At 56.6% G+C, this 12,624-nt stretch carries 9 protein-coding genes and 1 pseudogene; 4 read left to right on the forward strand and 6 right to left on the reverse strand.

Annotation, left to right across the window (positions count from 1 at the left end; all coding sequences use genetic code 11):
- Positions 1-35: 35 nt before the first annotated feature.
- Both aldA and AB4O36_RS15735 read right to left on the reverse strand, forming a co-directional pair.
- Positions 36-1,472 carry an aldehyde dehydrogenase gene (gene aldA / locus AB4O36_RS15730; protein ID WP_460116571.1) on the reverse strand — a complete coding sequence of 479 codons (1,437 nt, stop codon included), beginning with the start codon at positions 1,470-1,472 and terminating at the stop codon, positions 36-38.
- A gap of 52 nt (positions 1,473-1,524) precedes the next feature.
- Positions 1,525-3,693 (reverse strand): PQQ-dependent dehydrogenase, methanol/ethanol family, encoded by a 2,169-nt coding sequence (locus AB4O36_RS15735; RefSeq protein WP_460139647.1) that lies wholly within the window; start codon positions 3,691-3,693, stop codon positions 1,525-1,527.
- Positions 3,694-4,089: 396 nt separating this feature from the next.
- Between AB4O36_RS15735 and AB4O36_RS15740 the strand changes: the two genes are divergently transcribed.
- Positions 4,090-5,097: a zinc-binding alcohol dehydrogenase family protein gene (locus AB4O36_RS15740; protein ID WP_460139648.1), complete on the forward strand. Its 1,008-nt coding sequence runs from the start codon at positions 4,090-4,092 to the stop codon at positions 5,095-5,097.
- A 29-nt stretch (positions 5,098-5,126) separates the two neighbouring features.
- Positions 5,127-6,278, forward strand: coding sequence for an L-dopachrome tautomerase-related protein (locus AB4O36_RS15745; protein ID WP_460139649.1), 1,152 nt, complete (start codon positions 5,127-5,129; stop codon positions 6,276-6,278).
- A gap of 182 nt (positions 6,279-6,460) precedes the next feature.
- On the opposite strand, the gene AB4O36_RS15750 is transcribed toward AB4O36_RS15745, so the two are convergent.
- Both AB4O36_RS15750 and AB4O36_RS15755 read right to left on the reverse strand, forming a co-directional pair.
- Positions 6,461-7,363 carry a substrate binding domain-containing protein gene (locus tag AB4O36_RS15750; protein ID WP_460142149.1) on the reverse strand — a complete coding sequence of 301 codons (903 nt, stop codon included), beginning with the start codon at positions 7,361-7,363 and terminating at the stop codon, positions 6,461-6,463.
- 17 nt (positions 7,364-7,380) lie between these two features.
- Entirely contained in the window at positions 7,381-8,319 is a 939-nt protein-coding gene (locus tag AB4O36_RS15755; protein WP_460116576.1) for a DMT family transporter, read from the reverse strand.
- Between the two features lie 138 nt (positions 8,320-8,457).
- Here AB4O36_RS15755 and AB4O36_RS15760 point away from each other — a divergent pair, with 138 nt between their 5' ends.
- The gene (locus tag AB4O36_RS15760; RefSeq protein ID WP_175380333.1) at positions 8,458-8,961 is read left to right on the forward strand and encodes an Lrp/AsnC family transcriptional regulator; all 504 of its coding nucleotides are present in this window, start codon (positions 8,458-8,460) and stop codon (positions 8,959-8,961) included.
- Between the two features lie 70 nt (positions 8,962-9,031).
- Here the strand turns inward: AB4O36_RS15760 and AB4O36_RS15765 are convergent, their stop codons facing one another.
- Together AB4O36_RS15765 and AB4O36_RS15770 are read right to left on the reverse strand one after the other, a co-directional pair.
- On the reverse strand, positions 9,032-9,211 hold the full coding sequence (locus AB4O36_RS15765; protein WP_460116577.1) for a hypothetical protein: 180 nt from the start codon (positions 9,209-9,211) through the stop codon (positions 9,032-9,034).
- A gap of 316 nt (positions 9,212-9,527) precedes the next feature.
- Positions 9,528-10,687, reverse strand: a pseudogene (locus AB4O36_RS15770) (IS3 family transposase).
- 955 nt (positions 10,688-11,642) lie between these two features.
- On the opposite strand from AB4O36_RS15770, the gene AB4O36_RS15775 reads away from it, so the two are divergent.
- Positions 11,643-12,377: a hypothetical protein gene (locus tag AB4O36_RS15775; protein ID WP_460139650.1), complete on the forward strand. Its 735-nt coding sequence runs from the start codon at positions 11,643-11,645 to the stop codon at positions 12,375-12,377.
- The last annotated feature ends 247 nt before the right edge of the window (positions 12,378-12,624 follow it).

Here is a 12,624-nt window from a genome sequence, read left to right on the forward strand (position 1 = left end):
TGCAGAAGCCGGGCGCTTTCACGCCCGGCCATCATTCACTCCTGGATGTACACCACATGGGTATGGGTGAACTCATACAACCCATGCTTGCCATCCGCCCCACCGATCCCGGACTTGCGCGTACCGGCATGGAAGCCCTGCATGGCTTCGAAGTTTTCGCGGTTGATATAGGTCTCGCCAAAGTCGAGTTCGCGGGCGGCCTTCAACCCGGCACTCAGATTGCGGGTGTAAACCGACGAGGTCAGGCCGTATTCGCTGTCGTTGGCCAAGGCAATGGCTTCATCCAGCGAGTCGACCACCTGCACCGGCAATACCGGCCCGAAGATTTCTTTGCGCATGATCTCCATATCGGCCTTGCAGCCGGCCAGCACGGTGGGCTGGTAGTGGAAACCTTTGCCAAGGTGGGCGACGTTGCCGCCCGTGATGATTTGCGCACCGTGGCTGCTGGCGGTCTTGACCATCTGCGCGACCTTGTCCAGACCGATCTGATTGACCAGCGGGCCCATATCCAGACCAGCTTCCCTGGACGGGTCACCGTACTTGGTGGCGGCCATGGCGCTGGCCAGTTTGTCGATAAACTCATCCGCCACACCACGCTCGACGTACACCCGTTCAGCGCAGTTGCACACTTGCCCGGTGTTGATCACGCGTGAGGCCGTGATGGCTTTAACCGCCAGCTCCAGGTCGGCATCACCCAGTACGATGGCCGGCGCCTTGCCGCCCAGCTCAAGGTTGAGCTTGGTGATGTTCGGGGCGGCGGCGGCCATGATCCGCGAGCCGGTGGCGACGCTGCCGGTGAAGCTGATCAGGTCGATACCGGCATGGCTCGTGAGGACATGTCCTACGCCTGCACCAGTACCGCTGACCACGTTGAACACGCCGGTGGGCAGGTCGGTCTCAGCGACCAGGCGGGCGAATTCGAAGCAGTTGATGGGCGTCTCTTCGCTGGGTTTGATCACGATGGTGTTACCGGTGATCAGTGCCGGCGCCATCTTGCGGGCGATGAGGAAGAACGGGAAATTCCACGGCAGAATGCCGGCCACCACACCCAGGGGTTTACGTTGCAGGAAGATATGTTCGCCAGCGCGGTCACTGGTCAGCACTTCCCCTTCCAGGCGGCGGGCCCACTCGGCCATGTAGTCGAGGTAGTCGGCGGTGAAGTTGACTTCCACCAGCGCCAGGCCCGGCACCTTGCCTTGTTCCTGGGTGATGATGCGCGCCAGGCGGTCGGCGTTGGCGCGCACCTTGTTGGCGATCTGGCGCAGGTAACCCGCGCGTTCGATGGCCGGTTTCGCGGCCCAGCCTTTTTGCGCTTTGCGCGCGGCGGCGATGGCGCGCTCGACCTGCACAGTGGTGGCCTGTGGCACGCGAGCCAACAGGGCGGCGTCGGCCGGGTTGTACACCTCAATCAGCTCTTCACTGCCGACAAAGGCGTTATCGATGTAGTTCTGGTAGGTGACGATCTCGCTCATTGCAGTCTCTCCTGTCCATGAAAAAACGCCCGTCAGAGCGGGCGCATAAGTGTCAGTTGCTGGCGGTTTTCTTGGTGGCGGCCTGCTGTTCCTGCAGGTCATAGGCGCGCTTGATCAGGTATTGATGCACGGCTTCGGCTTGCGCAAGGTCGAGGTGGCCCTGGAACGACGGCATGCCATCGGGAATACGCCCGCCGTAGACGATGCCAAGGAAGCGTTCGTGGTTGTCCTTGCTCAGGGTCCGCAGGTCCGGCACTACACCGCCGCTGATGGCGTTGATGCCGTGACATTGCGAGCAGCTGGAGTTGAACAGTTCACGGCCCTGGTCAATCTGTGCTGGCGTGCCGGTCAGCTTCGGCGGTTCGGGTTCGCGATCGGCGAACCGGTCCTTGAGGTCCGGGAGCGTGGCAGTGCCGCCAAGCTTGTAGGTCAGCACCTGCGCATTGGGTTTAACCCCTGCACGCAACGACAAGGCGCCGGCGAAGGTGGAGAACGCCCCGCCCCAACCCGCCATGAAGGTCACGTACTGTTCGCCGTTCACTTCATAGGTCACCGGGGCCGCCATCACGCCGGTGTTGGCCGGCGACTCCCAGACCTTCTTGCCGGTGTCGGCTGCGTAGGCGACTACGCGGCCATTGGCAGTGCCTTCGAACACCAGATTGCCGGCGGTGCTCAGGGTGCCGCCGTTGAAGATGGTGGTGTATGGCACTTCCCAACGGGCTTCCTGCTTGACCGGGTCCCAGGCGATCAACTTACCGGTCCAAGTGTCAGCAATCTTGCGCAGGCCTTCAGGGTCCTCGGGCATCATCCCGGTGTTCACGTCGAGCTGGTAAATGCTCTTGAACTTGGAGCGCGGTGGCGCGCCGTCAACGTCCTGGTACATGGCCGACATGATGTGCGCCGGGATGTACACCAGGCCCGTTTGCGGGTTGTACGACATAGGTTGCCAGTCGTGCGCACCCCAGAAGGCCGGCTGGATCAGGCGGGCTTTTTTCTCCGGGTCTTTCCAGTATTCGGCGACTTTCTCGTTGCGGATCGGCCGCCCGGTTTTCATGTCGATGCCGGTGGCCCAGTTGATCGGGATAAAATTCTTCGCCGACAGCAGCTCGCCCGTGGCCCGATCAATCACGTAGAAAAAACCGTTCTTCGGCGCCTGCATCAGCACCTTGCGTTGCTTGCCGTCGAGTTCCAGGTCCACCAGCATGATGTGCTGGGTAGCCGTGTAGTCCCAGGCATCGCCAGGGGTGGTCTGGTAGTGCCAGACGTATTCGCCGTTATCCGGGTTGATGGCCACGATGGAGGAGAGAAACAGGTTGTCGCCCTTGCCTTCGCTGCGGATACGCGGGTTCCACGAGGAACCGTTGCCCACGCCGATGTACAGCAGGTTCAGCTCGGGGTCATAGGACATCGAGTCCCACACGGTGCCACCACCGCCCTGCTTGTGGTAGTTGTCGCCGAACCAGGTCTTGGCGGCGACCTCCATGCCTTTGCCCTTGGGCATTTCCTTGGGGTCACCGGGTACGGTGAAGAAACGCCAGTCCTGCTTGCCGGTCTCGGCGTCGTAGGCGGTGATGTAGCCGCGCACACCGAACTCCGCGCCACCGTTGCCGATGATCACCTTGCCTTTGACGATGCGCGGGGCGCCGGTGATGGTGATGCTGCGGGTCGGGTCGCTCCGGGTATCCACGCTCCAGACCTTCTGCCCGGTTTTGGCGTCGATGGCTTCCAGACGGCCATCGAGCACGCCGACATAGACCTTGCCATTCCACACCGCCACGCCACGGTTCACCGCGTCGCAGCAGGCTTCACCGGCGCGGGAGCGGTCGGACTGCGGGTCGTATTTCCACAGCAGCTTGCCGTCGCGCGCATCCAGGGCATAGACGATTGAAAACGGCCCGGTGGTGTACATCACGCCATCGACAATGATCGGCGTAGCTTCCACACCGCGATCGATATCCAGCTTGTAGCTCCAGGCCAGGCCGAGCTTGTCGACGTTGCCGTCATTGATCTTCTTCAGTGGGCTGAAGCGTTGTTCGTCGTAGGTGCGGCCAGTAGTCATCCAGTTGCCCGGCTCGCTGTTGGCCGCGCTGATACGCGCGCCATCCACAGCCGCAGGCTGCGCAGGCGCCCCCATGGCGTGGCCGGAAATCGCCGCGCCGAGAAGCAGTGGAGCGAGGATTTTTGAGGGAAGAAGGGACCGTGGCAGGCCAATCTGATTCATCGTGGAATCTCCAGTTCTTATTAGGAGCCAGCGCCAGGCGCGGATGGCTGCAAAGGACTGGAGCAACGGCTGTGCCAGAGGAGATGAAACAGGCTGCAGGCCAGTAACGACGGGGCTTATAGCGAAGTGATGCGTGATGATGAAGCCGGACACTTGTCGCAACAGAGGGACAGTGATGCGACAGGTGTAGCGGTGTTCTTTGAATCGCCTTACTGGTATGCAGGACCGCTGGATTCGCCGTCCTTTCGGCCGCTGATTGGGAGATTGGAGCGCCGTTGAAGCAAATTTGTCCGAACCTTCATCAAAACGGCGAAAGTCTTACTCCGGTTGGTTGGTTTTTGAGGTAGGCCAAGGCAGTTAGCCTGACACCACTTCCGCCCTATTGAGATAACGCAAATGAAAGCAGTCGTATTCACCCAACCGGGTTTGCCCATTCAAGACGCTCAGTCATTGTTCCAAACCGAATTGCCTCAACCCATCCCACGCGCCCGTGATTTGCTGATCGAGGTCAAGGCGATCGCCGTCAACCCGGTCGATACCAAAGTGAGAGCTCGCAGTACCAGCAAGCAACCTCAGGTTTTGGGTTGGGACACGGTAGGCATCGTTCGTGAGGTCGGTGGTGATGTGTCGTTGTTCCGGCCAGGCGATGAAGTGTTCTACGCCGGCGCCATTGATCGCCCTGGCAGCTACAGCGAGTTTCACTTGGTTGATGAGCGCATCGTTGGGCATAAACCCCGCACGCTGGACAATGCCAGTGCCGCAGCGTTGCCGCTGACCTCCATCACCGCCTGGGAACTGTTGTTCGACCGCCTCGGCGTAAAGGAAGGCGGTGGTAAAGGGCAAAGTCTCCTGGTGATTGGCGCAGGCGGCGGTGTCGGTTCGATCCTGGTTCAGTTGGCCCGCAAGCTGACCCAACTCACGGTGATCGGCACGGCGTCTCGACCGGAAACCCGGGACTGGGTACGTGAACTGGGCGCCCATCACGTCATCGATCATTCAGGGTCGATCTCCCTACAGCTTGAGAACCTCAAACAAAGCCCCGTCGATTACGTGATCAGTCTGACCCACACCGACACCTACCTTCCCCAGATCGTCGAAGTGCTGCGCCCTCAGGGCAAGCTCGCGCTGATTGACGATCCCGAACAACTGGACGTGATTCCACTCAAGCGCAAATCGCTGTCAGTGCATTGGGAACTGATGTTCACTCGCTCGCTGTACCACACCGACGACATGATCCAACAACATCACTTGCTGGAAAGGATTTGCGCCCTGGTCGAAGAAGGCGTGATCAAGACCACGATCGGCGAGCACTTCGGCAGCATCAACGCCGAGAACCTCAAACGCGCTCATGCACTCATTGAAAGCGGCAAAGCCAAGGGCAAGATCGTCCTGGAAGGCTTCTAAAAAGCGCTTACACACTCAAGGAAACGAACATGAAAGCACTCTTCAAAGTCGCTGGACTGGCGATCGCGGTTTCTCTCAGCACAATGGCTGTAGCCGATTCTGCAACCGGCAAGGGCATCCAGATCGAACGCGTCTTCGCATTCAATGGGGCCATGCCAACGGGAGTTACTGTCACCGAGAGCGGTCGCATTTTTGTCAACTTTCCCCGTTGGGGTGACGACGTTCCATACACCGTTGCGGAAGTTGTCCAAGGAAAGGTCGTGCCTTACCCTGACCTGAAAACCAATGTCGAAGATCCGAAAAACCCGGCCGCTGGTTTCATCAGTGTGCAAAGCGTAGTCGCCGACGGCCATGGGCGGGTCTGGATACTCGATACCGCAGCACCCAGGTTTTCCGAACCCAAGGCCGGAGGCGCCAAGCTGGTCGCCATCGACCTGGCGTCCAACAAGATAGTCAAGACCGTCGTTTTCCCCCCAGAGGTGATGCTGCCCTCCACCTACGTGAACGACATGAGGTTCGACTTTCGGGTGGGCAAGGAAGGGGTCGCCTATGTTACGGATTCTTCCGTCAGTGGCCCTGGTGCAATCATTGTTGTCGATCTTGCAAGCGGCAATGCCACTCGCCGACTGAGTGGAGTCAAGTCCACCTCGGTCGATCCCTCGTTCACTCCCGTGATCGAAGGCAGACCGGCCCTTGTCACAAAAAATGAAAAAGGAGAAGCCGGCCTGTTGTCGGTAGCGTCTGATGGCATAGCGCTCTCAAGCGATGGCCAGACACTGTACTTCTGCCCTTTGTCGAGCAGGCATCTTTATTCAGTTTCGACCGCTCTGTTGCGAGACCCAAGCGTGAGCGATACCGAACTGGAAAAAGCGGTCATCGATTTGGGTGAGAAAGGAGCTTCCGACGGCCTTGAAGCCGATGCCAACGGAGCGGTTTATGCCGGCGATTATGAGCACAACGCAATCAGGAAACGCTTGTCCGACGGTCAATGGCAAACCCTGGTCGAGGATTCACGCTTGCTTTGGCCGGACACCTTGTCCATCGGACCCGACGGCTACTTGTACTTCACGGCCAATCAACTTCATCGTTCTCCTGGATTCAATGATGGTCAGGACAAGCGCGTGAAACCCTACAGCCTGATGCGTATCAAGATCGACGCCAAGCCTGCACAAACCCACTAGAGGGCCGTTCAATGCAAAAGCTCATCCGTCTTGTGCGCTGGATCAGGCCGGCGACTACTTCGCTAACGGGAGTGAAGCCGACTACCTGATTCGACGGGAAGGATACTCGGCCCTGGAAGCGGCTGATAGGCGAATTGAACGCCTATCACAGCTTGAAAAAGTCTGACATCCAACATTGAGCTTCATTGCGCAACATAGCTCTCGAAACGTGTGAACAAGAAGGTTCTCAGCATTTGCACTGCCGGCGTCAGCGAAGTTCGATGTGCACACACGAGCTGAAGCGGCGCCGGCTGTCCGTACTCCTCGGGAAAGATTTCCACAAGGCGGCCCTGCCGAAGATCATCCATGACGTCGATCCTGGACTTGTAGACGACCCCCACTCCCGCTACAGCCCATCGACGAACGATATCCGCATCGTCACTGATGCGGTCTCCCGTCACCTGGACGGTTCTGGCGCCCTCTGACGAGTGAAAACTCCAACGCTCGTAAGTCTGTTCCCCCATGACATAACGAAGACAGTTATGCCGGCTTAAATCTTCGGGCGTCAGGGGAACACCATGCCGTGCGAGATAGCTGGGCGATGCACACACTGTTCTGCGGTTGAACGGTGCCAAGGCCAATGACACGAGGCTTGAGTCAGCCAGTTGGCCATATCTGATACTGGCATCCAGATGCTCGCTGAACAGGTCCGCGACCTGATCGCTGATCCGCAGTTGTAGCAATACCTTCGGATACATCAATTGAAATTCATCAAGCCAGGGCAACAGCACGTTTCTTCCGATGTCCGAAGGTATGGACAAACGGATGGTTCCGGCGATCTCATCACGCCCTTGGGTCAATGCCAGCTCGCCGAGTTCAAGGGCTTCCAGTGCTTGCCGAGCATGCGACAGGTAGCGCTCACCGTCGTCAGATACTCTCAGCCGCCGCGTGGAGCGCACGAACAATCTGACTCCCAGGATGCCCTCCAGACGCTGAACGGCGCCACTGGCCAAGGCAGGCGAGATGTCCAGCAATCGTGCCGCCGCCGAAAAGCTGCCTGCACTTGCAGTCGTAACGAATACCTGAATATCGTCGACCCGAACTATTTTCTTCACTTTTACAATCAACTCCTCGCGGTATTACGCGCAACCAGCGCAGCGATGACAACACCGAACACTACCAGGCAAAGTCCAAGCAGGAACTTACCTGAGACTGTGGCTTCGAGAGTAAGACAGGAAAAAACAATCCCCACCAATGGCACCCCCATGGTGAAATTCGACATCGCAAACGTCGACACCCTTCTCCCAAATTCCGCTGATATTACAAAACACGCTGATGTTGCGATGGGACCAATGAAAAAAAGCTCCTCTAACAGATCGGCACTGACTTTTATGGAGGTGGGAGGACCTTCTGTGAGAGTGGCAGCAATTGCCAGTGGAACGGTCGCAAGCAGCATCTGCCATGGGGCGAGTGCCAAGGGAGACGTGACCCAATGGTGGCGCTTGATATGGAGGATAACGATTGCCCAACTGATGGCCGCCAGAATCAGGAACACCGCACCCAGCACAGTATCCTTATTCGACCAATCCAACTCGCCGGGCGAACAAACCACTGCAATACCGATCAGGCCAATCAGGAGTGCGGACACCTGCATCCTCGACGGTGTTTCGCGAAAAATAAGCCAAGCCACTAACACGCACCATAAGGGTGTTGTATACGCCAGAAGCACTGCACGGCTGGTGTCGATGTGCACCATGGCCACCAAACCCAGCCCGGTAAAAGCCATCATCTGCAATAAACCAACGCTTGCGATGATCGCAAGGTCTTTGGCTACCGGGAGTTTCAGTTGCCCCCGCAAGATCAAATACATGAACAAACACAGCGCCGCGCTGGAAAACCGGATGGTGGCCAGCCAGAGCGGAGGCACATCCTGTAATGCAAGCTTGGTGATAGGCCAACTGCTGCCCCAGAGCAGTACCATCACAGCCAGCCACATATACGTGTTTTGAAACCCGAAAGTCCCGCCTCGAGCTCTTACAAGTAATTCGGTGGAAACACTCATGATTGCGCTCCGGAAAGTTATCCAATCGAGCAATCATGATATTTCTACCCAGCAGCAAAAATGCTTCTATCTGTTTCCTTAAAACGAATAATTAGGTACGTTTCACCTATCTACGACACATTACAGGAAAAACCCACCATGAGCCGCGCAAAACTGGACGATGCCAGCCTGCGAATCCTCGACGCATTGCAGAAGAACGCAGAATTGAGCAATGCCGAATTGGCAGATATCGTGGGGCTGTCCACTTCGCCGTGTTGGCGACGCGTTGCGGAGATGAAAGAAAACGGGGTTCTTCGAGGTGCAGTCACATTGGTCGACCCCGCGAAGCTGGAGCTTGCGATTAACGTGTTCGTACACGTCACCCTGAAGCTTCAGGACAAGCAATCACTGGAGATATTTACCAATGCGATCAGGGAGCGACCGGAAGTCATGGAATGTTATTTGATGAGCGGCGAGGCTGATTTCATGCTGAGGGTTGTGAGCGAGGATATTTCAAAATACCAGACCTTACTGCTCGACTGTCTCACGACCATACCTGTCGTAGCGAGTATCAGGTCAAGCTTTGCCCTGAGCCAAGTGAAGTACACCACGGCACTTCCGACCAATCATCTGCGTGGTCGATCCAGCTTGGCTCACGGTTGAAGTCAAAACACTCGAAGGCGTCGCCGCACACGAAGCATTGCGATTCAAAGCCCTTCAAGAATAACTTCCTTCAGGGCAATCCATTTCCGAGCCAAAACTCCGGCTGCTGTATCTCGAGCATATCCGGGTCGCTGAAGCCTTCTGCTGCAAGCCGGATCGGGTCAGCTTTGGTGTGAAGCGCAGGGATGGGCTCATTGTGTAGGGAAGATTCAGCAGTGATCTCTGCTGCAGCGGTGGTCATGTCATTCATGGCAGTCGCTCCAATTGTTGAGTGATCAGCTTGAACGGCAAAAAAATCTGGCGACACCCGCCAGCCAATGAAACAGTTTCAGCAAATTGAAGAAAGCGTAGGTGCAGGTCGCACGAGTCTTGGCGCGCAATGCCTTACTTGGCGGTCTACGGGTCGGTCGACCCAAGTGATTCTATGTCAAAGCAGAAAAACACCCCGCTACGGTTTTTAGCTCGTCACTCAGCTCCTGGGCGACCTTATTCAGTCGCTGACAAAAAGCCCTTACGGTTCCGTGGCAAAGCTATCGGACAAACAGTTCCCAACGATTGTGTAGTGGTCAACTAATCCCGGACACGACGTTAAGTTTTTTTCGGCCCGGGCTGGCGCCAGCCCACCGTTGAATTGATGGGGTCGAATCCAGTTGTACCGATGCATCAAGAATTGGCTGATATCGCGCTGGGCTTCTTGAGCCGTTCTGTAGCCCGTGGTCAGTATCCATTCTGTTTTCAAGCTGCGGAACACGCGCTCCATTGGCGCGTTGTCCCAGCAATTTCCCCGCCGGCTCATGCTCTGGCGCGTGCGATAACGCCACACCCGCTGGCGAAATAAACGACTCGCATACTGGGCCCTGATCCGAGTGAAACAGCAGCCCTTGAGGCCTGCCACGCTGTTCGTAAGCCATGTCCAACGCCTTGATGACCAGATCCGCATCCGGCTTGTTTGACAGCGCCCAACCCACAATTCGGCGTGCGTAGAGATCCAGAACGACAGCCAGGTAATGCCATTTCCCTTGAACCCAGATGTAAGTGATGTCGCCACACCAGACTTGATTCGGCGCCGGCACATCAAACTCTCGATTCAAGATGTTCGGAATGTCAGGCCGCTCAACCGTCGCTTGTTTGTAGGCATGTGATCCAGGTTGTTTGCTAACCAACTCCAGCTCCCGCATCAGGCAACGCACCTTGAACCGCCCGATTTGCTCACCGTCTTCCTGCATCATCGACACGATGCTGCGGCTACCGGCAGCGCTTCGACTTTGCGTAAACAGTTCGTTGACCCGACTGCGCAACCGAAGCCGCTCAACGTCCGGAGTTCGGTGCCTGAGGCGGTGGGAGTAGTAACACGAGCGAGTAATGTCAAAGACTGTGCAAAGCCAATCGACCGGCTCTTGGGCGCTCAGTTGATCAATCAGCGCGTGCGCTCGTGCTCTTCCGACATCAAGAGCGCGGTAGCCTTTTTTAAAATGGATTTCTCCCGTTCAAGGCGAGCGATTCGAGCTTCCAATTCCTGGATTTTCTGCTGCTCGGGCGTCAGCGCCTTACTCTGCGGAGTAACGCCGTTGCGCTCCTGCTGGAGTTGATTAACCCAGCGACGCAACGCGGACTCGACCACCCCAAGCGAGCGGCTGGCTTCGATATGGCTATAGCCTTGATCGAGCACGAGGCCTGCGGCCTCGCGTTTGAATTCAGCGGAAAAGGAACGACGTTGCTTGGTCATCAGACACCTTTATCTGGCGAGCATTCTCGCCTAAATGGGTGTCCGGTTCAGTAGACCACTACACTCCATCGCCAATTGGTTCTCGGACCTGTGGGGCAAGTTAGAAGGATTTTTTGCCCAGGGTATTGGTGACATCGTCCAGGGGCTCATTTCGTTTTCGCCTGCTGGGCTTCTGCTAAAGACAATTGACGCCGTGTTCGAGCTGTTTGGACTGCGCCCTTTAAGCGAGATTGGAGCTCAATGGATCGGTGGCCTTTGGGATGGTATACGTGGGAAGTTCAATCAACTGACGGGCTGGCTCAAAGAAAGCGTTGGTAGCTTGACCGACTGGATGCCCAGCTGGATGACGGGTGATGGAAGCGCAACACGCCTAACGGCACCAGCCGCAAGCGCTCCGCCCGCCATCAAATTGGGACCACCCGCGCTGTCGAGTGCAGCCTCCTCCCCGAGCCAGTACTCGCCTCACAGAGTGAGCGATAAGACGGTAGACGTAGGGGGCGAGTTGCGGATCAAAATCGATTCCGATGGTCGTGCGCGGGTTACTTCAGCAAAAAGCAACGGTGGGATGGCCTTCAATGTCGAGTCTGGTCCACTGGGAGTGGTGCCATGATGAAGCGCCGGGCTGAAACTCCCAAGCGCTGTTGGCGCTTCTCCATTCCCGGCGCAGCCTGCTCCCAGATTAAGCCTGTCTGGTGGGAACGTTTTTACAGAAATCCGACTTAAATTTGTCCGCCCCACCTCTAGCAAGACCATCCAGCGTTGACCTACCCTAGCCTCCTGCTGGCCGAGCTGTTCACCGCCACAACCTCCCTGCCTTCAGCCAGGGAAGGTAATGTCTAGCAGTGCACTAACCACGTATCTAGCAACAGACTCGGGTGGTCATTGCGGGCGATCAGAACACCCTGCTCCGCTTTATAGCATCACCCAACCAGGGACGAGTCATGAGAGGGACGGAATGAAAAAGCTGAAAAATCCGCTAACCTTGCTGGTTTTGATCGTTGTCGCAGCGTCCTTGAGCGCTCCGTTTGGAACCCCTCAACTTGCAGCATTCGCAAAAGACTTTTTGCCGGCTGTAGCTACTTTGATCGCCGCATATGCAGGGGCATGGTACGGAGCAGCTCTGGTACGAGATGCCGCCCAGGAAGACGAACGGAAAAGGCAAATAGGTGCAGGCGCACGCGCTATGTTCACACTCTGGCGCCAAGTGAATATCGTCGCTCAAATCCAATTGGACTTCGTGGATGATTACCGCGACAACCCCTCAGTAGTGATCTCACTTCCCCCTATTGACTACCCCTTGGATGAGCCCCCCAGGTTAGACTTGGATAGCCTTGCATTTTTTCTTGATCTTGGTGATTCAGGGGTACTGGAAACACTGGTCATAGCTGAGCAGAATTTTCTGCATGCGCTAGACGTAGTACGAACCCGTTCAGCGCTGCATCTTACGCAGATACAGCCAATCCTAGAAAAAATCCTTCCTAAAGGTGGGCCGGTCTCGCACGCCTCTCTAGAGCAAGCACTCGGCCCACGATTGTTTTCGCAATTGATAGATCAGACGAAACGCCTGATTTTCAGGGTAGATAGATCAATCGAGGATTTGGATAAAGTGGCTGATGAACTGTATGCGGCGCTGAAAAAAGGCTTTCCAGATGCAAAATTCCCTCAGCCGACAAAACCAGAGAATCAGTGAGAGCATTGCGGTGCCAAAGACTGCGCTAAATTTAGCGATCTGAAAGCTAGATGGCAGTGCCAAACATCCTGCAACGCGATGCCAAATCCGACGCCAACTTACACATTCTAAGGAGGAAAACAGGATGAACCCCCGCAAAACTCCCTGCGCATGAAAAAGCCCAACCTTTTCAGATTGGGCCAAGTCATTGAAAAATATGGTCGGGACGGAGTGATTCGAACACTCGACCCCTAGCACCCCATGCTGG

The organism is Pseudomonas sp. S2_E01, from assembly GCF_054668365.1.

Excerpts from the sequence above, each read along its gene's own strand:
- aldA (WP_460116571.1), bottom strand. The coding sequence starts at position 1,472 with ATGAGCGAGATCGTCACCTACCAGAACTACATCGATAACGCCTTTGTC.
- AB4O36_RS15775 (WP_460139650.1), top strand. The coding sequence starts at position 11,643 with ATGAAAAAGCTGAAAAATCCGCTAACCTTGCTGGTTTTGATCGTTGTC.
- AB4O36_RS15765 (WP_460116577.1), bottom strand. The coding sequence starts at position 9,211 with ATGAATGACATGACCACCGCTGCAGCAGAGATCACTGCTGAATCTTCC.
- AB4O36_RS15735 (WP_460139647.1), bottom strand. The coding sequence starts at position 3,693 with ATGAATCAGATTGGCCTGCCACGGTCCCTTCTTCCCTCAAAAATCCTC.
- AB4O36_RS15760 (WP_175380333.1), top strand. The coding sequence starts at position 8,458 with ATGAGCCGCGCAAAACTGGACGATGCCAGCCTGCGAATCCTCGACGCA.
- AB4O36_RS15755 (WP_460116576.1), bottom strand. The coding sequence starts at position 8,319 with ATGAGTGTTTCCACCGAATTACTTGTAAGAGCTCGAGGCGGGACTTTC.
- AB4O36_RS15740 (WP_460139648.1), top strand. The coding sequence starts at position 4,090 with ATGAAAGCAGTCGTATTCACCCAACCGGGTTTGCCCATTCAAGACGCT.
- AB4O36_RS15745 (WP_460139649.1), top strand. The coding sequence starts at position 5,127 with ATGAAAGCACTCTTCAAAGTCGCTGGACTGGCGATCGCGGTTTCTCTC.